Source organism: Kitasatospora aureofaciens (genome assembly GCF_019192735.1).
GTDB classification, from domain to species: Bacteria; Actinomycetota; Actinomycetes; order Streptomycetales; family Streptomycetaceae; genus Kitasatospora; species Kitasatospora aureofaciens_A.
Genome location: NZ_JAHTKP010000080.1, coordinates 11,347 through 31,124, shown reverse-complemented (window position 1 = coordinate 31,124; position 19,778 = coordinate 11,347). Strand labels below are relative to the sequence as shown.

Sequence of the window (19,778 nt, the reverse complement as noted above, 5' to 3'; positions counted from 1 at the left end):
CCGGGGCCTGAACGTCAGCGGCTTCAACCGTGACACCGTGCTGGTCGCGGGCCAGGAGCTGCCCTCCCCGTTCGTTCAACCGGTCTACAGTGCACGGGACTTCGTCATCAGCGAGGAGACCGCTCGGCTGTACCGGGACGCCCGGCCGACGAACACCCGCCGCAACGTCGACAACCAGATCAAGCTGTTCGAACAGTGGTGCGCCGAGCGAGACCGGGTCGCGCTGCCCTGCACGACCGCGACGCTGATCGAGTACGTCGGCTGGATGATCAACAGCGGCCGGTATGACCCGAACACCGTCTCCGCCTACAAGTCCGCGGTCGTCACCTGGCAGGAACGCAAGACCCCGGGCCGGACCCGGCCGGGCACCATCGAGGTCAAGGAGATGATCTCCGCTTTCCGCTCCCAGTGGGCCAGGACCAACACTGAGAAGCAGTCCCCGGCCGTGCGCGAGGCGGACCTGGAGGAGATGGTTGCGGCCTGCGACGAACGGGGCCGCCCGGCCGACCTACGTGACGCCGCGATCCTGACCCTCGGATTCCACCTCCTGACCCGCCGAATCGAGCTCGCTCGCCTGGTCGTCACCCACCTCACCCTGCACGCGGACGGCATGGACGTGCGCCTGGTCGACCGCAAGACACGCAAGGACGGCTCGGTGTACGAAGGCTGGGTACCGGCTCGCGACGACGCGCCAACCCTGTGCCCGGTCCGCCGTATGCGAGCCTGGCTGGACTACGGGCGCCGCATCCGCCAGCCCGAGCACGAGGCGGTCTTCCGCGCGCTCGACAAGGCTGGCCGCCTGGCACAACGCCTGACAAAGCAGAGCTGCCCCCAGCACAGCGACTGCAGCCCGTCCGATCCCCACGACCTGACCACCGAGGAATGGACCGAGCTGTCCTTCCTCAGCGGCGAGGCCATCAACGGCTATGTCAAGGCCCGTGCCAAGGCCGCCGAGCGCCGACTCGCCCGCCTCACCGAAGAGGAGCGCGTTGAGCACGGCTTCAACGCCCTGCTCAACCTCCGCACCGCCGCCAGGGTCACCGCCCACGGTCTGCGGGCCGGTGGCGCCACCGAGCTAAAGGAGGCCGGGGTGCCCGAGGACCAGATCGCCGAGATGGGTGACTGGGCGAAGGACAGCAAGGCTATGCAGCGCTACTTCCGGGCGATCAAGGCCAAGGCCCAGAACCCGTGGGCGCTGGCTCGGGCATCCCGGGCCGCTGGCCTGAACACCGCATGACCCCGCCTTCAACCGGCGATGCTCCGGGATACGCCCGACACGGCCTGAGTCCTCTGCGATGATCGGCGCCACCCGCATTGAGTGGTGTGCATCGTGAAGTTGCAGGTCACGGGCCTGGTGTGATTGCTTGCCCGGGTGCTCGTGCTGGTAGCGCGCGGCAGTCTGCCGTATAGATCGTCGGGCAGGGAGGTATTCGTGGGTTCTGGTCCGTTTCGGCTCCCGAGGCTCCTACGCTCCCGGGCATGGTGGACCGCGAGGTACTGGAACGGATCACCGCGCGCCGGGCGGAACTGGACGGGCTGCACGGCTGGAAGGTCGAGGAGTTCCTGGCGCTGACCGAGCGGCGCGCCCGAGACAGCGGCATCCGCCCGCACCTGCTGTCCCTTCAGGAACTCCAGGAGGGCCAGGCCGCTGTGGTCGCCGAGCGGCTGGGCCTGGCGTACGTGGAGGAGCCGAACGTCCGTCCTGGGTCCCGCAATGCGATCTTCTACGACCCGACCGTGTTCCGGCCGGACGGCGAGTGGGTGCCGTACGTGGAGGGGATCCGGCACCGCCCCTCCATGGTGAGGCTGTACCTGATCGACCTTGCCACCGGTGCCAGCAGCAGGGGCAAGCTGTCGGTCGCCAGCGTCCACGCCAACTTCGGAAACCCCCACGCCCGGGGTGACCAGCTCAGGTGGCTGCTGTCGAACATGGTCAAGGACGGGCGGCTCGGCTTCCTCCAGGGCGACTGGAACTCCTGGCCGGTGTGGGGCTGTCCCCGCACCCTGGACAACGTGCTGGACCGTGCCTACGCGCTGGACCGCTGGCCGCCTCCCCGGGCGACGTCCACAACAGCATCAACGGTGGTACTCAGAGCGGCCCCCTCATCCAGGGACGGGATTTCGCTTCCCTCACGTTCAACCTGCACGGTGGTACGCAAAGTGCCGGAAGCTGACCTGTCTCCTCGGCGAGCCATCGTGGTGCCCCAGGCGGTCTCAGGACGAATGCCCTGCCGGCGCCCTCGATCGAGGGCGCCGGCAGGGCATCAGTCAGCGCGGCGGAGTGTCGGGGTCAGGAGGGGTCGCCGTACTGGAGACCGCGGCCGTTGGTGCCGATGTAGACGCGGCCGTAGGTGTCGGGATCGCCGGTGATGACGCCGAGGCTGCCGATGGCGCCCCACTGGTGGGCGTCGTCGTTGATGCGGATCCAGGTGGTGCCCTTGTCGGTGGAGCGGAAGACTCCGGTGACGTTGTTGACGGTGCCGATCAGGTAGAGGGCCTGGTAGTCGGTGCCGGTCTTGGCCTTGCCGAAGCCGAGGGCGGAGGCGGACTTCACCGTGGTGAGGGTGGTGAAGGTGCGGCCGCCGTCGGTGGAGTGGAGCAGTCCTCGGTCGCCGCCGGAGATCCAGAGGTCGCCGCTGATGCCGGGGACAGCCACGAGCCGGCCGGAGGGGAGGTTGGTGGTGCGGGTGGTGAAGGTCGCGCCGCCGTCGGTGCTGGCGCTGAGGGTGCCGTTGGTGAGGGAGTAGAAGGTGTTGGCGGTGGAGCGGTCGGCGACGACGACGGCGTCGGTGCCCAGGCCGTTGACCTTGGTCCAGTGGGCTCCCTTGTCGGTGGAGCGGTAGGGGGCCTGGCCGTCCTCGGCCCAGATGATGGTGGAGCCGTCGGCGGAGAGGGCGACGTGGCCCATGTTGGCGCTGGGGACGGGTTTGGCGGTGAAGCCGTTCCAGTTGAGGCCGCCGTCGGTGGAGTAGGCGCCGTCCTGGGCGCCGCCACGGCCGACGCGGACCATCACCGAGGGGTTGGACTCGGCGAAGTCGATGTCGCTGCTGCTGCTCATCAGCGGGTTCGCTATCCGGCCGGAAGGCACCTGGGTGAGGGAGGTGGGGGAGTCGTAGCGGAAGCCGCCCTGGTCGCCCATGGAGGTGATGAGGGTGGCGCCGCCGGGCGGGGCGATCGCCTTCGACAGCGAGGTCTCTTCCAGTCCGCGGGCCCCGGAGACCCAGTGGCTGATGGCGCCGGTGTCGGAGGCGTTGGCGTCGTTGCTGCTCCAGATGGCGTTGCCGGTGCCGTAGAGGACGTGGCCGGAGTTGAAGGGGTCGATGGCCAGCGCGGTCATCCAGTGCCCGGTGTGGGTACCGACGTAAGGGGCGCCGGAGGCGTCGCGCTGCGACTTGTCGGCGAGGGCTTTCCAGGTGGAGCCGCCGTCGGTGGTGCGGTAGATCTCGTCCTCGGGCCACCACCGGTCCAGGGTGGTGACCATCACCGTGCCCGGCTTCTGCGGGTCGACGGCCAGACCGGAGAACCCGTAACTGCCCTGCGGGGGCGAGACGTTCTTCCACCCGCCGCCGGACGGGGTGTACTTCCAGACCGCGCCGGCCGTCGCGTCCATGGGGCCGATGCTGTTGCTGTAGGACAGGTACAGCGACCCGTCACCGGTGACCACACCGTGCTGCGGCATCTGCCCGGTGGGCTGCCCCGCGACCGCCTGCCAACTGCTGCCGCCGTCCGTCGAGCGGTACAGGGGCGTGGAGGTGTCGTTGACACCGACGTAGACGGTGTTGCTGCCGGCCGGGCCGTACGTCACGAAGGAGATACCCGCACCACTGCCCGCCCCGTCCTTCACCGGGAACGACGAGACCTGGCGCCACGTCGAACCGTAGTCGGTGCTGCGCCACAGGCCGTTCTTCCGGCTGCCCAGCAGGAGGTTGGCGTGGTTCGCGGGGTCGATGACGAGCCGCTCGCCCGCTCCGCGGCCGGGTTCGTTGCCGCCCAGCTTGAACGGCAGATCGATCCGCTCGAAGGAACGGCCCCGGTCGGTGGAACGCAGGATCGCCCCGTTGCCCGCCCACTCGTTGGTGTAGGTGCCCGTCGCGAGGTAGAGCCGGGCGGGGTCGACCGCGTCGGTGGCCAGCGAGTCGATACCCAGCAGGTTCCAGTCCTTCTCACCGAGAAAGTCCGTCAGCGGGATCCACTGCTCCGCCCCGGTGTCCCACCGGTAGGCACCACCCATGTCGGTGCGCGCGTACAGCAGGCCCTTCTCCTTCTGGTTGAACACCAACCCGGTGACGTAACCGCCGCCCACCACCTGCGCGTTCTTCCACACATACGGTCCGGAGCCCTCTGCGCCGCCGGACCCGGATCCGGACCCCGTAGTGCCGGTACCGGGCACCTTCACCAGCTTCCACTGCTGGTTGGGACCACCCCAGCCGGGCCACTGGATGATCTGCGTGCCCTGGTCCGTGGAGTTGCCCGTGACGTCCAGGACCTGACCGCTCTTGCGGGAGGTGAAGGTGACCGCGTCGGACCCGCTCACGTCGCCGATCCGCCACTGCTGGGAGGGCGCGGACCGGTCCGTCTGCTGCTCGGTGACGGCGCCCTGGTTCGTCGAGTCGCCCGCTATGCCCAGCACCTTGCCGCTGTTGCGGTTCACCAGCTCGTAGTAGCCGTCCCCGGCGGACTTCAGCTTCCACTGCTGGTTGGCGGTGTTCTGGTCGGTCCACTGCTGAATGCGGGTGCCATCAGCGGTGGAGAAGGCGTTGACGTCCAGCACCTGGCCGCTGCGCACCGAGACCAGCCTGTAGTAGGCACCGCTGTCGACCGTCACGGCGGCCTGGGAGTTCTCGTGTACGAACACGAAGTACGACCCGACGGTGAGGGACACACCGAGCGCCAGAGCTGTGACGCTCAGGCGACGGCGGTGACGCCCGCGGCGCCCGCCGTTCGTGGGGTTGCTCATGGGTAGACGTTCTCCTTGCGACCTGTGCACGAGGGGACGGGTGGATCCGGCCACCGGGCCGGCCGGATCCACTCCCTTGTGGTCGCAGGGGCCGCAAAAGGTTGCCGCGAGCCGGAAACCTTTTCTGGTCACCTCGTGGTGAGGTGGCGTTGATCAGCGTCCAGGGCGACGTGGGCGCACTCGGCGTCGGCGTTCCACCTGCTTGAGCCGGGCGAAGAGGCCGAGCCGGATCCACTCGTCGCGGCGGTTGCGGACGGTGGTCGCTGAGCAGGTCGTGTCGGCGATCGCCTGGTAGGAGCAGCCGAACCGCAGAAGCTGCAGCAGCTTGTCGAACACGATCCGGTCGCTGATGCGGGGCCGGTGGCAACCCAGCGGGTGGGACGGATCGACCGTCGGGCGCTCGGGCAGCAGCGCCGCGAATTGGTCCCAGAGCGGTTCGGTCAGCCATGATGGCAGCACGGGCACAGGTCCCCCCAGTGATCACAGAGCGTCGCAACTCCATGATCGCGGAGACCTGTGCCCGCATCGCTGCCCGGGTATCCCACCCCCGCCTATCTGCGCGGCCTCTAAGTCGTACGAACAGCTGGTCGCTCGTTGGTCGAAGATGACCAAGGAGCACCTGCATGAGCTGGTTGCCGTGTGCAATGGATCGGCGACTGCCCTTGATGTTGCTGCGGATGCCATCGTTGCGATGAAGCTTTCAGTGATCGCAGAGCTCGGCGTGCTCGACTGGGCGCAGGTGGGTCCGCGCAGTGCACCGCTGCCTGGTGTACCCAGTGCCGTTGGTTACCTGCGCGGCTCAGGGCGGGGGAGCGGCGAGTCGCCGGTCGCTGAGTACCCGGCGGCCCCCGGGGTGCCAGAGGCTGGTGTGGCCGTTCAGCTGGGTAGACAGCCGCGCTGCCGAGTCCCGTAGGCTAGTGGTGTTAACGGTTTTTTCCTCCCGGCCAGGGCGCAAGTGCGAACTTGGACGGCTGCGTTGTTCCCTGACGATGAATCGGATTGCGTCAGGCCTGGGCCCCAACTCGCAAGCCTTGGTTGCGGTCTTTCCCGGCACGGTGCGCTGGCCGCCCGTGGGCGGTAGCTGTCGACAGGCCGGGCGGCACTCTGCACAGCCAACCCGACTGGGTGTACTGCTGGTTCGTCCGTGATCGCCGAACTGGACCCGCGCCCTGCTGACCGGCAACGCTCACCTCGCACCGTTCCCCGCGATCCTGCGACTGATCGACCATCTCATCGACGCCGAAATCGCCGGGGTCCTGCGGCCTGCCTGCCCCCGCTGCCACAGAGTCGTACGCATCAACAAGCCCTCGATGGCCAGCGGGTCTGCCGCACCTGCATAGCCCACTCCCGCATCGAGGAGTGCTCACGCTGCGGAGCCCGAGGCGAGCCGGCCACGCGCGACGACCAAGGCCGACCGTTGTGCCCGAACTGCCTGATCACCGACCCGGCGGACCTGGAGTCCTGCATCAACTGCGGCCGTCGCCGCCTCGTGGACACCCGGACCCCGGACGGCCCGCTCTGTCCGAACTGTCCACCTCTGCCGCTGTCGAGCTGCAGCATCTGCGCCAAGGAGAAGCCCTGCGGGACCATCACCGGCCGACCATGGTGTCCTGCCTGCCAGCGCCGCTCGGCTTCGTGCTCGGCCTGCGGCCGCCTCGCGGCGATCGCCTCCGGCACCCTGGCCCGGCCCCTCTGCGCCAACTGCACTGCCCCCGAGGTCTGGCACACCTGTCCCACCTGCACCGATCCTGACTACCCACACCCAGGCCAGTGCGTCCGGTGTCTCATCAACCAACGCCTCAACGAACTACTGGGCCCTGCGTCCGCCTCACTCCATCCCGGACTCGAAGCCCTGCGGCACAACATCGCCACCACCGAGCACCCCACCACCGCCCGGTCCATCGCCCCCGTCGTGTCCGACCTCGCCGCTGGCCGGCGGCCGCTGACGCACCAGGCCCTGGACGAACTGCCCGACAGCCCGCCCCTCGCCCATCTGCGCCAAGTACTCGTCGGTGTCGGCGCTCTGTCCGAACGCGACGAGCACATGGTCCGCGTCGAACGCTTCCTCGCCGGCCTTCTCGCAGCCCAGCAGGATCCCGACCAGCGGCAGCTTCTCCACCGCTACACGAGCTGGCACCTGGTCAGGCGCCTTCGGCGACTCAACAACGGCCGCCCCGTCACCCCGCAGCAGTTCGGATCCGTGCGTCAACGCGCCCATGCGGCCGTCGCCTTCCTGGACTGGCTCAGGGCCCACGACCTCACGCTCGACGCCTGCCGACAGGCCGACCTCGACCGCTGGCTCACCGACGACTCCGCCAAATACCGCCAGACAGCTGGGCACTTCATCCGCTGGGCCCGCACCAGCAAGCTGAGTGCCGTCCACGTCCCCGCCCTTCGCTGGAACGGCCCCACCCAGCCACTCGACGACGAGCATCGCTGGGACATCGCACGCCGACCGCGGCTCGGATGCTGGCCGATCCCGCACTTCCCTGGCTGGCCCCATCGTTGGCCTGCTGCCAGGCCATCACCGGGCCCGCCCGGCCCTTTCTCCGCTTTTGCGCGCGCAGGTGGCCGGGCCGTCGCGCGGTGGGGCGTAGACAGGAATCGCGGGGCGGCCCGGCCTGCGGGCGCGCGCGGCCCGCGTAGGCGGGCCGCCTTGAACCCGTAAGGAAAGTTTCGACGCACTCCACCACCGGGGCCGCCCGCTGAACTGCTGAACCGGTCTGCCGGCCACCGCTGTTCACTGGACTGGTTGTGTCCGCGCTGGACTGTGGCACAGCCGATAGTCGAGAGGCCCGCTTCCCTGCGCCCCGAGGCGGCAGCCTTGTGCGAGGACGACCGAGCTGGGCTCAGCTATCGGGCGATCACTTGGCTGGCCACGATGATTCGGCCGCCGGCCTTCCTCACGGAGCGGCTGACTCGGGCCTTCTCGTCGGGCAGGAGAGCATCTCGCCGGTGGGGACGATGATGGTGTCGGCGTCGCCGTCGAGGAGCATCTGCAGGGCGTAGGTGAGTCCTCGGCGCTGGTCGGGTTCGGTGGCGCCCTCGTCGTCGTGGATCACGCCCGCGAGGTGCAGGCCCGACTCGCGGGCGATCCGCTCGCACATCGCCTGCCGGGTGACGACGGGCAGGACGGCCGGTGGGAAGCCGCCGGCTACATCCTGGCCACCGACGGCACCCGCAAGTGCGTCCGCGTCTACGGCACTACCCGCAAGGAAGCCGCCGACAAGCTTGCCGAGCGCATCGCCGCCAGCAACCAGGGCCACCCCATCACCGCTGCCGACAGCACCGTGGCCGCATACCTCACCTACTGGCTGGACAGCGTCGCCATCCACCGGCTTCGGGAGAACACCCACACCCGGTACCGCACCTGTGTCCGCCTCTACGTCATACCCGGTCTCGGCCGGAAGCAGGTCGCCCACCTGGCAGCCAAGGACGTCCGCACCTGGCTCGACCAGCTCCGCATCACCTGCCAGTGCTGCGCCCGTGGGCTGACAAGCGGTTGTCCCCGCTCACCGTCGCCTACGTGCACTCCGTGCTCAAGTCCGCGCTGCAGCAAGCCATCCGCGAGGACGAGCTGCCACGCAATGTCGCCCGCAACATCAAGACCGGAACACCCCGGCCGCGACGCTTCGAACCGCTCACCGCCACCGAGGCACGGCGGTTCCTCGCCTCGGTCGAAGGTCGCCGGTTGCAGACTCTGTTCGAGTTCGCACTCCGCACCGGACTACGCAAAGGTGAGCTCCTCGGCCTGCGCTGGGAAGACCTCGACCTCGACAACGGCACAGCCAGCATCCGCCGCACCCTGCAGCGGACCCCACCGGCGGCTTGACCACCCTGCCCACCAAGACGGTCAGCTCCGAACGCCGCATCGCCCTCCCGACCGAGTGCGTCCACTCGCTCAAGCAGCACCGCGAACGACAGGACAGGGAGCACCAAGTCGCTGGGAAGGCATGGAAGGGCAGCGGCTTCGTCTTCACCGCGCCGGATGGTTCACCCACCGAGCCGTCCACTCTTACCCGGCACTTCACAGCGTTGGGCGGAACGGCCAGGCTTCGCCGCATCCGGTTTCACGACCTCAGGCGTACCGCCGAGACCCTGCTGCTCGAACAGGGCGTCGAACTCGTCATGATCAAGGAACTCCTCGGCCACGCCCACATCGGCGTCACCGCCACCGTCTACACGTCCGACTCCGCCTCCAGCGCGACACCATCGACCTCCTCGGCCGCACGCTGCGCGGCCCCTCGGAGGTCACAGCTGAGCCCGACGACGGTGACGACCCGCCGCTTTGTGCAGCAGCCGTCCGCTGATGTGATGAAGGGGCGGGGCCTCCGCTCCTCGCGGGCTCCCGTGGTGCCGGGTCGACACTGGGGTTGTCCACGCCAGCACGATGAGGGAGTCTCAATGATTGAGTCAAGCCGTCTGCGCGGCCGGATCGGGGGTGAAGACCCGGTTGTCGCGCAGGAGGGCCCACAGGACGCTGACCCGTCGGCGGGCGAGAGCAATGATCGCCTGGACGTGCTTGAGCCCTTCGCCGCGCTTCTTGAGGTAGAAGTCACGGTTGGGCCCGTCTCTGATGATGCTCGTCTGCGCGGACAGGTAGAACACCCTGCGCAGGCGGCGGCTGTAGCGCTTGGGCCGGTGCAGGTTGCCGGTCCGTCGGCCCGAGTCGCGCGGGACGGGCACCAGCCCGGCCGCCGAGGCCAGGTGGCCCGCGTCGGCGTAGGCGCTCAGGTCGCCGGCGGCGACGACGAACTCCGCGCCCAGGATCGGCCCGACGCCCGGCAGCGACTCGATGATCTCCGCCTGCGGGTGGGCGTGGAACGTGGCCTTGATCTGCTTGTCTATGCCCTTGAGCCGGTCGTCCAGGACCAGGATCTGGGCCGCGAGGTCGGCGACGATCTGCGCGGCGACATCCTCGCCGGGCAGCAGGGTGTGCTGGGCGCCGGCCGCCTCCAGAGCGGTGGCGGCCACTGCGTCCGCGCCACGCACGCCGCGATTGGCCGGCCAGGCCGTCAGCCGGGCCCGCCCGCGGCGACGCAGGGCCGCCGGGGTCTGGTAGCCCGTCAGCAGTACCAGGGCGCCCTTGTGGGCGGAGTAGTCGAAGGCCCGCTCCAGCGCCGGGAAGATCCCGGTCAGCACATCGCGCAGGCGGTTGATCATCCGGACCCGGTCGGCGACCAGGTCGGTGCGGTGCGCGGTCAGCAGCGCGAGGTCGGCCGCCAGCTGGGCGGGCACGTCGATCGCCGCGAAGTCCCGGCGGACGCGGGCGGTTTCCGCGATCACGTAGGCGTCGCGGGCGTCGCTCTTCGCCTCGCCCCGGTAGGCGCCGGACATCCGGTTCACGGTCCGGCCGGGCACATACCCGGGCTTCTGCCCGTGGGCGGCGAGCAGGGCCAGCAGCAGCGCCGAGGCGGTGCCGGAGATGTCCACCGCCCAGGCAACCCGGTCGGCCAGGGCGAGGATCTCGCCGATCGCGGTCAGGATCGCCGACTCGTCGTTGTCGATCTTCCGCGACCACAGGGCCGCGCCGGTGTCGTCGACCACCGCCGCCCAATGGTGGCCCTTGCCCGCGTCGATGCCGGCCCAGACCTGGTCCCGCTGTCTGCTCATTCGCCCCTCCTCGAACTGCCTGCTTCGCCGTTGGCCCGAGGAACACCCCGCCGTCAGCTCCGTAAACAGCGCTCGGAACGCAGATCTCAATCAGCAGCCAGGGCGCCCCGGAGAGCCGGACGGCCACTCCTCGGGAGCCACAGAAGGCAAGACCGCATCAGCCACATCCGGCCCTCCCGGGCCGCCTAACAACTTACGGAGGCCCCCATGCGTGCAGACTACGCCGGGCGGCAGTACGTGGGCATCGACCTGCACCGCCGCCGTTCGGTGATCGTGAGGCAGACCGCTGAGGGCGAACTGCTGGAGACCGTCCGGATCGACAACGACCCGATCGCCCTGGCCCTGGAGGTCGCCAAGGCCGGGCCGAACCCGGAGGTGGTCCTGGAGGCCACCTACGGCTGGTACTGGGCCGCCGACGTGCTCCAAGAGGCCGGTGCCAGCGTCCATCTGGCCCACCCGCTGGGGATCAAGGGCTTCGCCTACCGGCGGGTGAAGAACGACGTGCGGGACGCCGCCGACCTGGCCGACCTGCTGCGGACGGGCCGCCTGCCCGAGGCCTACCTCGCCCCACCCGCCGTACGCGAGCTGCGGGAACTCGTCCGGCACCGCGCCAAGTGCGTCGCCCTGCGCTCCGGGCTCAAGGCCGAGGTCCACGCCGTCCTCGCCAAGCAGGGCCTCGCGGTGCCGGCGAGCGACATCTTCGGCGTCCGGGGCCGCGAACTGCTCGCCGCCGCACCGCTGGACGGTCCGTTCCGGGCCCGGACGAACGCTGTCCTGCGCCTGATCGACGCCTACGACTTCGAGATCGAGCTCGCGAGCGGATGGCTGCGGGGCCGACTCGCCACCCACGCCGGCTATCGCACGCTCCAGACCCTGCCCGGCGTGGGCCCCACCCTGGCCGCGGTGTTCGTCGCCGAGATCGGCGAGGTCGACCGCTTCACCGACGCCGCCCACCTGTGCTCCCGGGCAGGGCTGACGCCACGTCACCGCGAGTCCGACACCAAGGTCCGCCGCGGACGGATCACCAAACAGGGCTCCACGCTGGTGCGCTGGGCCGCCATCGAGGCCGCACAGAGGATCCCCTCGGGCTGCTGGCTCACCTCCACCCGGGCCGCCATCACCGAGCGCCGAGGTCGCAACACCGCCACCGTCGCGGTGGCCCGCAAACTGCTCACCCTGGTCTACTACGGCCTGCGCGACAACGAGATCCGCGCCCTGCACGCCCACAAGGCCACGGCATGACCAGGTACCCAGCGTCCGGACGCGAGGCCGTGCAACGTCTGACCTCCGCTCCGCGGCAAGGTCGCCCCGCTGATTGACCCCGTCCGGCCGCGCGCCGCACCGCTCCATGCCCCACCCGCAGGGCGAAGGGATGACCGCAGCCGTGCCCACGGCCTGCCCTCGGACACCGGTCCGAACCCTGGAGACGACACGCCCCACCTCACCCACCATAGGAGAGCACCACCCCCAACACCGAGTGTGCTTCCGACATCCACATCATCGTGAGCAGGGCTCCCGGCCTCAAGGCCGTTCGTCCTCGGCTCCGCCTCCGGGCGCTCCACCTTGACCCCGAACGCCCTGCTCACGCACGCCCACACCAGCCGGAAACACCCAAAAAGCAACCCCCGAAGGACTTGACCCGGCCCCGCCCCTTCAGGGATGACGTTGCCGTCAGCTACTGCCGTCAGAATGCCTGAAGCCCCGCTGGAGCACGTTCCAGCGGGGCTTCAGAGATCTATTTATCCCTAATTATCGGGATCCATTTGAAGGAATCTTCGAACCTCAGAGATACTCGTCTTCCACTCTGAAATCCGAATTCCATCCTCATTGACCGTTTGGCGCGCGCCGACAGACAACCAAGGCTCCTCCGGATTGAACTTGATTTCAAGTTCATCCAGAAAAATCAGGGAATTTTGCACAAACACATCCTCGCCTCGCCGATACAGGGGCCAGCAGAAGATGAAGTTGCTCGACTCCGGTTCAGTGATCGACGTGACGAGACACGAGTCACACACCTCCGTCGCATCAAGCGCCTGGAGGGCTCGAGCCCAGCTTTGACGATAGTCGCCCACGCTCCAGAATGAAAGATCCATCTGGAACGTCTCTGCGAACTCACCGATGAGGATCCTGCCCGTAGCCTGCACATCTCGCAGCGACGGAGCCTTATCGACAGGATCGGCCCGCAGGACATCAATAGAGAAGCCGCTATTCCTTGACATAGTTCAAGTCCGAGTCGTAGGTACCGATTCGATTTCCTCGCCGATCGAACATCTTCCAGCCATTTGTCACATTGTGGCTGTCCACGTCGGGAGTGATGTAGTTCTTTCCATTAGAGAAGACTACCTGGCCGTGCGAGTTGAACGGCGCCTTCTGGGCTGGGATCCGTGTAGTGTATCCGCGGTTTGCTGCACGATCCTGCACTGACCCAGCATAGAGCTCCCGATTTTGAGCGCTGCGCTCCGCGACCGAATCTGGGTGATACGGGTCTCCCTTAAGTGCGGGAGATGACGTATAGCCCTCCGGCAAGTCGCCGTTGCAATTGTGAACCAGGACCGGCGTAACACCCGCGAGTACATAGTACGTGTGGAGCTGCTCGACCGTGAGGTTGTACGCGGCGTGAAGCTGATGAAAACCTTGGGTCGTGGCGATTCTTGCGGTCCGACCTGCCGCAGTCAGCAGGGCCATGCCCGGCTTGAGTTCCCCGGCGAGGGTCCAGCTGTTCTCGCTCGGGGACCAGAACGGGTGGTGGGCCGTTGCGGTCAGTCGGCTGCCATCATCCAGGGTGATGACGGTGAAGTCGGTGTCGTCCGGCGTGACGATAGTGGCATCGACGGTCCTGCCGCCGGATTCTCCCGACTCGGGGTCAGCAGAGGCGACCTTGTCGCCGACCTGGAGCTGCTCGATCGGTTTGGTTGTCCCGTCGGCGAGCAGGACGGGCGTCCCTGCGACAAAGCTGTTGGGACAGCCTGCCGGCGGGCGGCCCATGGACGCCTCGCCGATGGTGGCGATGATGGATGCGGCTTCCAGCTCCGAGTAGACACCCAGGAAAGCGGTGCTGTTCGTGTCCACGCCGTGGTCCGCGAGGAACCTGGCGTAGGCGGTTGTGTAGCTGGGGTCAGAGTCGCCGAGGTTGCAGGATGCGGCATCCTTCGCGAACTTACAGATTTTGGAATCGTCAAATTGCGGTCCAGTGCGGCGGATGGTTTCGGCCGCGCTCACAAAGAACTGTCCTACCCCGGCGAGGGCTTCCTTCCATCCGCCCTCGGCACGAACCTCGCGCTTGCCGCAGCCGACCCGGCTGCAGTGCCACTCGTACTTCTTCGGCTTCTGGACCTTGAGTGAGACGCTGTATGAGTTCTCGTTGTCGCGGAAGTCGATGTGCTGGAGTTTGACGTTGTTGTCGTGGTCCGGGGCAGAGATGATCGTGTACTGCCAGTGGCCCGGCCCACCGCCCCAGTACTCCGTGGTTCCGCCGCCGCAAGGTCCGTCGCATGCGCCCGCCGGCCGCAGGCCGGAGGGGTCGCTCAGGGTGAGCGGATTGTTGTCGCTGTAGGCGTATCCGTTCAGCGACTGGATGTCGCCGGAGGCCAGGACGGGATCGACGGAGATGAAGCGCCCAGTGGCCGAGTCGTAGTCACGTGCACCGAGGTGAACGAGCCCGGTCGCTTCGTTGGTGCCGCCCACGAAGCCCCGGTTGCCGGCCCAGCCCGTGGGGGTGGTGCCGCGGGATCCGCCGAACGGGAGGCTGCGCCGCTGGTCGACGGCGCCTGTCGATGCGTCGATGTTGAGCTCGGCGGTGTTGTGGTGGTCGTTGACCTGGAAGGTGACCTTGTTGTTGTCCGTGCGGACGGCGGTCGCGGCACCGAGCGGGTAGTACCGGGTGGCCGTCGCCTTGGCCGCGCCCTTGACGAGGTTCAGCTCGGAGGTGCCGAGGAAAAGCGTCCAGTTCTCGGCGGCCGGGTTGGCCGTGTCGAGGTTGTGGGACAGGAGACGGTTGCCGGTGGCGTCGTAGAGGTAGTCGGTGGTCTCGTTGGTCGTTGTGGTGGTGCTGCCGGTCGTGGTCTTGACGGTGCCGACGACCTGCTCGAGCCGCCCCTCGGCGTTCCAGCTCAGCGCTTGGTCACTGGTCTGGTTGGCGGCGGGCTTGAGGTGACGCGCCGTGGTGTTTCCGGAGGCGTCGTACGAGTAGCTCTGGACGGTCGGGGTGCCGACCGCGCCGGCGACCGTGCTGGTCGAGTTGAGGCCGTGCGGCTGACCGGCCGTGGCCGCCGGGTAGGTGTAGCTGGTGACGGCGTCCTGGCCGGTGTTGCCGGTCGGATCGTGCCGGGTCTCGGTGGCCCGGGTGCCGTCCGGGTTGTAGGTGTAGCTGGTCCAGTAGGCGGCTGGTCCACCGAGTGACGTGCCGTCGGGCGCAGCAGGGCAGGAATCACGGCTCGGGGTGAACGCCTCGGTCAGCCGGGCGAGGTAGTCGTGCTGGAAGCACTGCCGGTCGGTCCCCGAGCGGGACGTGTCTGTGACGGAAGTGACGTTGCCGATCTGGTCGTAGGTGTAGACCGCGGCGCGGGCCGGGGCGGCGATGCCGTACTGGTCGGTCCGGCTGGAGGCCAGCCGCTGGGTGCCCCACTCGTACGCGTTGGTCACGTAGATGTCCTTGCCGGCGGTGCCGTCGCTCAGAGTGCTCTGAAGCGGCTTGCCGGTGAGGCTGTACGTCTGCCCGGTCAGGTAGCTGCTCAGGCCCGACGCCGCGGTGGGACGGTGACGCAGGTCGTACGTGAAGGCAACCGACTCGGCTGCCAGATTGCCGGCGGCCGGGTAGGAGATGCTCTGCGGTTGGTCGTCGAGCCGGTAGGTGGTACCGCTGATGTAGCTGCCTGCCAGCGCCTCCTGGCCGGGGACGGACGGGACGGTGACGGTGGTGCGAGTGGGTCGCGCCAGGGCGTCGAAGAGTGAGTAGGCGGTCTTGTACTGGTAGGTGGCTCCGCCCACCGTGCTGTACCGGGTGGTTGAGGAGAGGACTCCCTTGTTGCCGGACGGGTCCCAGGCCTGGGAGGTCAGAAGCGGGCCGGTGACCGAACCGTCACGGGTCTCGGTGATCCGGGAGAGATTGTCGTAGACGTTGGCGACGGCCTTGCCCCGGCCGTCGGTGGTGGTGACGAGCTCCCCGCGGTCGTTGTACGACTTCGCCATGGTGCCCGAATCCGGGTCCGTGGCCTTGGTCTGGCGGCCGAGCTGGTCGTACAGCCAGGTCCACACGGTCTGTACGGGATTGGTCAGCGTCGTGAGGTGACCGGCCGCGTCGTAGCCGTAGGTGGTGGAGTCGTAGGGGCCGGTCGGGGTGGCTGCCCGGTACTGGCGCAACTCGGTCGTGCGGCCCAGTGCATCGGTGATCGTGGTGGTCGGTGTCCCGCCCTGTGGCGGTGTGACGGTGACCCGGTCGCCGTTGTACTCGGTGAGCGTGGTCGCGAGCGGAGTGCCTGCCCCGTTGCCCGCCAGCACCGTGTTCTTGACGACACGTCCGAGACCATCGAAGGTGGTGGCGATCTGCGTCTCGACGGCAGTGGTGTCGTCGACCTTGAACAGGTCCTTGGCGGGTGCGCCAGTGGCGTAGTAGGAGGCATAGACGAGGGCGGACTGGCCGCGCTCGTTGTAGAACGTGTCGCTCAGGATGCGGCCTCCGTTGTCACCGGGGGCCTGGGTCTGACGCACCCGGCCGAAGCCGTCGTAGAGCGTGTAGGCGGTGTCCTGAGAACCGTCGGCATTCAGCGTCATGCTGGCGACCGAGGTTATCTGCCCGTCTGCGGCGCTGTAGCCGAACTGGTGGTTCGGGGTCTGGCCGGATGCCTTGGAGCGATTCGGGAGCCAGATCTTGAGCGCGCGCCCGAGCGCGTCATAGAGCAGGTCGGTGCGGCGGTTGTTGGCATCCAGCGAATCGGCGGCGAGCCCGCGGCCGAGGTCGAAGTCGGTTGTCGTGATCTGCGTCGTGGTGCTGTCACCCGCCGTGGCTGGCGGGCTGGTGACCACGCTCTTCGTGGGCCGACCGGTGGCAGGGATGTACGCCGTTGTGGTCGTACGGGCGCCCGATGACGCGGTGGTCACGGGATTGGTGGCGTCAGTGGTGTCGAAGGTGGACGTGGAGGCAAGCGCGGTCGTGGTCAGACCACGCCCGTACACGTCGTAGGAGGCGGCGTCATCAAGGTAGACGGCGGTGGTGCCGGTCCGCGACTTCAGGGTCTCGGTGAGGGTGGCATTCCCCTTGGTGGGGGCAACGTTGTAGCCCTGGCCGTCATAGCGCAAGCGGACATCGGACAGCACGACGGAGGTGCCGTCAGTCTGGGTTTCCCGGTTGATGGTGGCGGCACAGGCAGCCGCCACGGTCTCGGTACGAATGGTTCCGGTGAGGATCCAGGCGGAGGTGTTGTCGGCGAAGGTGATCCGGGTGCACTGGTCATCGCTGCCGATGGACGTGTCCCCGAGAGCTTCGACCTGGACCGCGCGGCCGTAGTTGTCGAATGTCGTGTTGCTGCGGGTCTCCCGCCAGGAGAGGCCCGCGCCGTTGTCGAGGGAGGTGAAGGACCTCGCCGTCGAGGTGCCGGTGAGGTTGGCGGTGGTGGTGCCCCAGTCGCGGACCCGCTTGGCGGTTTCCTTCTTCCAGGGCGTGTTCACGGACTTGGCGAGGATCACGCCGCCGGGCTTGTCGTACTGCTCGGTGCGGTATTCGAAGCCGTCCCAGGCGTCGTCGTCGGTGAGCGCGTTGCCCTGGCCGTCGTCGACGGTGACGGTGCGCTTCAGGGTCTTGTCGACTGGGTCGGAGCGGTCTCCGTCCATTCCACGCAGGAAGTAGTGCTCGGCCTGGGTGGACATGGCGGAGGTTCCGCCAGTCTCGACCCTGGTGTGGGCGTAGCCGCGCCAATGGGACCAGGTCTTGAGCTTCTCCTTGGTGATGCCGTCCTCGTCGTCGAAGTGCCAGGCGGCGTCACCGAGGTAGGTGTAGTGGGTGACCATGTCGGGTGCGCCGCCGGCGCGGTCGGTGGCGATGACCGATTCGACGACGTACTTGTTGAACCACTCCGTGGTCACCGGCACGTCGTTGGACGGCTGGTACTGCTGCGGGAAGCAGCGGGTGGTGTTGGTCTGAGGGGTGGGCAGGCTGTTCCAGTCGCACACCGGGGCCGAGTAGTTGACGTCGAGCTGACCGCCTGCCTCGTCGGTGATGGTGCCGAGGCGCTGCTTTATGAACGGTGCCCGACCGTCACCGTCCCTGTCGAGGCGGTTGACCAGCTGCTTGTAGGCGAAGCTCGTTTTCGGCAGGACGATCGACGGGCTGGCCGAGGAACCGGTGTGCTGGATGGAGTCCAGCAGCAGCTGGTAGTCGAAGTCGGCGGTGCCCCACTTGTGGGTGAGCGCCCAGCTGTCGACGGCCGAGTAGCTGCCGTCGGCCTGCAGGGTCTTGGCGGTGACGCCGGTCAGCCGGGTGCGGGTGAAGAAGGCGGGGGAGTACCGGCCGGCGTCGCAGTCGGTGCCCGTGTTGCAGTTCAGGTCCCACGGAGTGTCGTACCAGTACTGGCGGTTGGCGTCGATCTTGGCGGGGTCGCAGGTGCCGGAGGTGGTCTCCAGGCAGCGCTCTGCGGTGCCGAACTCGACCCGGCCCATGGGCTTGACCGTGGCGGAGTACAGGTCGGATTGCTGCTGGCCGTACTCGATGTGGTCGAGGTGGCCGCCGCGAACGTAGGGGGTGCGGTCGCTTGCCTTGAGGTTGCGGCCGTAGTTGTTGGTCTCCTGGGTGTACCAGTACGTGATGTCGTTGCCGTGGGTGTCGACCACCAGGTCGAGGTTCCAGCGCCAGCCCTGCTGGCACCAGGAGGAGGCGAAGTCGTCGCCGTGGCATGGCTCGCCGCTGTTGTTGCCGTAGACCGGCACGGTGTAGACGGACTTGGTCTCCGGCTTGCCGTCGCTCCAGTTGGGAAGGCGGTTGTAGCCGAAGTAGTACTGGGTGCCGTCGGCGGTCACGGCGCGGAAGTACTCGCCGTCGTGGGCGCCGTTGCCGCGGGCGGCGTCCCGGATACGGGTGACTTTGGTGTTGTCGTCGCCCTTGAGGCGCCACTCGTCGGTGGAGAGCGGGATCAGCTCACCGGAGTGACCGGCGAAGGAGATCGTGGCGTTGTCGGTGGCCCAGCACAGGTCGCCGACCTGCTGGTCGTTGGTCTTCACGCCCTCGTCGGCGCACGGCTTGTAGGTGCGCTCGACGAAGCCGGGCGAGTAGTCGAAGCCGTCGCCCGCCCACGACGCCTGATTGTTGGTGTTGGCGGTCCGGCCGTCGATGCTGCCGGAGTTGTAGGAGAGCCTGACGCTGGGGGTGAGCCCGCCCGGCATGGCCGTCAGCGGCATGGTGTAGGACCAGGAGAACGACCCGCTGTTCAGCGAGGTCGACCAGGTCGAGGCGGAGGAGAGCGGGGTGGCCTTGTAGTCGCCGCTCGGTCCGGATGTCGTCGCCGTTGCCGCGAGTACGGTCGCGGGTGCCGACGCTGGGGCGGGCGCCGGTCCGGATGCCGTCGTGAACGAGGCGGTCCGGACGCCCGTCGCAGGGGCGCTCCCGGCGGGCGCGGGGGCTGGCGCGGACAGCGGTACCGCGTCCGCGGTGACGGTCTGGTGTGCCGGGTCGTTGCCGCCGGCCAGCGGGGTCTGCGTCCGGCACTCCGGCAGTTCGGGCGTGGTCAGCACGCAGCCCGGCAGCTGCACCAGCCGCAGCCGGGAGCCGAAGCCGGCGCCGGCCGCCTGGGCGAAGCCGCTGTAGTCGACGCTGACCTTTGCCTGCGCGCCACCGCCCAGGCTCGACACGCTGAGCAGCACGCCGGATATCCCGGCGCGGCGGGCTAGGTCCTGGTCCTGGACCCTCACCTCGGCCTGCCCGCCCGCGCCGCCGCCCCCGGCCGGGGCCACCGAAACCGGCAGGGTGCCCGCCCGCGCCGCCGCCCCCGCCTCGGCGGGGAGGGTGACGATGGCGCTGCCCGCCGTCGGCCACGCGGTCCTCGCGGCCGCGGGCGCGCTGACGGTGGTGTCGGGCTTGCGGCCCTTGACCGCGCCGGTCGAGCCCTTGACCGGGTGCTCCGCGGACACCGCCGCGGGCTTGGTGTATCCGGCCGCTGTAGCACCGACGGCCAGCGGCAGCGTCGGCAGCAGTGACCCGACCAGGGTGCCCGCCACCACGGCG

At 68.5% G+C, this 19,778-nt stretch carries 9 protein-coding genes and 2 pseudogenes; 4 read left to right on the top strand and 7 right to left on the bottom strand.

Annotated features, from left to right (window positions below; all coding sequences use genetic code 11):
• The coding region (locus KV557_RS37495; protein ID WP_218206087.1) for a tyrosine-type recombinase/integrase at nt 1–1,237 on the top strand (1,237 nt) is incomplete at its 5' end.
• A gap of 242 nt (nt 1,238–1,479) precedes the next feature.
• Nucleotides 1,480–2,370 (top strand): hypothetical protein, encoded by an 891-nt coding sequence (locus KV557_RS37490; protein WP_218206086.1) that lies wholly within the window; start codon nt 1,480–1,482, stop codon nt 2,368–2,370.
• Here KV557_RS37490 and KV557_RS37485 read toward each other — a convergent pair.
• The 4 genes and pseudogenes from KV557_RS37485 to KV557_RS37470 form a co-directional block, all read right to left on the bottom strand.
• Nucleotides 2,291–4,957 (bottom strand): RICIN domain-containing protein, encoded by a 2,667-nt coding sequence (locus KV557_RS37485; protein ID WP_218206085.1) that lies wholly within the window; start codon nt 4,955–4,957, stop codon nt 2,291–2,293. The genes KV557_RS37490 and KV557_RS37485 overlap by 80 nt on opposite strands.
• 195 nt (nt 4,958–5,152) lie before the next feature.
• Nucleotides 5,153–5,422, bottom strand: a pseudogene (locus tag KV557_RS37480) (transposase); the annotation flags it as partial.
• 1,363 nt (nt 5,423–6,785) lie between these two features.
• Nucleotides 6,786–7,391 (bottom strand): hypothetical protein, encoded by a 606-nt coding sequence (locus tag KV557_RS37475; protein ID WP_218206084.1) that lies wholly within the window; start codon nt 7,389–7,391, stop codon nt 6,786–6,788.
• 469 nt (nt 7,392–7,860) lie between these two features.
• Complete coding sequence (locus KV557_RS37470) at nt 7,861–8,019, bottom strand: hypothetical protein (protein WP_218206083.1); 159 nt, start codon at nt 8,017–8,019, stop codon at nt 7,861–7,863.
• Nucleotides 8,020–8,028: 9 nt separating this feature from the next.
• Between KV557_RS37470 and KV557_RS37465 the strand changes: the two are divergent.
• A pseudogene (locus tag KV557_RS37465) lies at nt 8,029–9,267 on the top strand (tyrosine-type recombinase/integrase).
• Nucleotides 9,268–9,370: 103 nt separating this feature from the next.
• Here KV557_RS37465 and KV557_RS37460 read toward each other — a convergent pair.
• Nucleotides 9,371–10,570, bottom strand: coding sequence for an IS110 family transposase (locus KV557_RS37460; protein WP_218206082.1), 1,200 nt, complete (start codon nt 10,568–10,570; stop codon nt 9,371–9,373).
• Between the two features lie 207 nt (nt 10,571–10,777).
• Between KV557_RS37460 and KV557_RS37455 the strand changes: the two genes are divergently transcribed.
• Complete coding sequence (locus tag KV557_RS37455; protein ID WP_218206081.1) at nt 10,778–11,812, top strand: IS110 family transposase; 1,035 nt, start codon at nt 10,778–10,780, stop codon at nt 11,810–11,812.
• Between the two features lie 503 nt (nt 11,813–12,315).
• On the opposite strand, the gene KV557_RS37450 is transcribed toward KV557_RS37455, so the two are convergent.
• Together KV557_RS37450 and KV557_RS44665 are read right to left on the bottom strand one after the other, a co-directional pair.
• Nucleotides 12,316–12,789 carry a hypothetical protein gene (locus KV557_RS37450; protein ID WP_256178530.1) on the bottom strand — a complete coding sequence of 158 codons (474 nt, stop codon included), beginning with the start codon at nt 12,787–12,789 and terminating at the stop codon, nt 12,316–12,318.
• Complete coding sequence (locus tag KV557_RS44665; RefSeq protein WP_218206080.1) at nt 12,776–19,774, bottom strand: polymorphic toxin-type HINT domain-containing protein; 6,999 nt, start codon at nt 19,772–19,774, stop codon at nt 12,776–12,778. Before KV557_RS44665 ends, KV557_RS37450 begins: the two co-directional genes overlap by 14 nt.
• Between the last annotated feature and the right edge of the window lie 4 nt (nt 19,775–19,778).

What these genes read in the sequence shown, in the direction of transcription:
- KV557_RS37455 (WP_218206081.1), top strand. Translation starts at nt 10,778, where the DNA reads ATGCGTGCAGACTACGCCGGGCGGCAGTACGTGGGCATCGACCTGCAC.
- KV557_RS37475 (WP_218206084.1), bottom strand. Translation starts at nt 7,391, where the DNA reads ATGCTCGTCGTCGAGTGGCTGGGTGGGGCCGTTCCAGCGAAGGGCGGG.
- KV557_RS37485 (WP_218206085.1), bottom strand. Translation starts at nt 4,957, where the DNA reads ATGAGCAACCCCACGAACGGCGGGCGCCGCGGGCGTCACCGCCGTCGC.
- KV557_RS37490 (WP_218206086.1), top strand. Translation starts at nt 1,480, where the DNA reads ATGGTGGACCGCGAGGTACTGGAACGGATCACCGCGCGCCGGGCGGAA.
- KV557_RS37450 (WP_256178530.1), bottom strand. Translation starts at nt 12,789, where the DNA reads ATGTCAAGGAATAGCGGCTTCTCTATTGATGTCCTGCGGGCCGATCCT.
- KV557_RS37460 (WP_218206082.1), bottom strand. Translation starts at nt 10,570, where the DNA reads ATGAGCAGACAGCGGGACCAGGTCTGGGCCGGCATCGACGCGGGCAAG.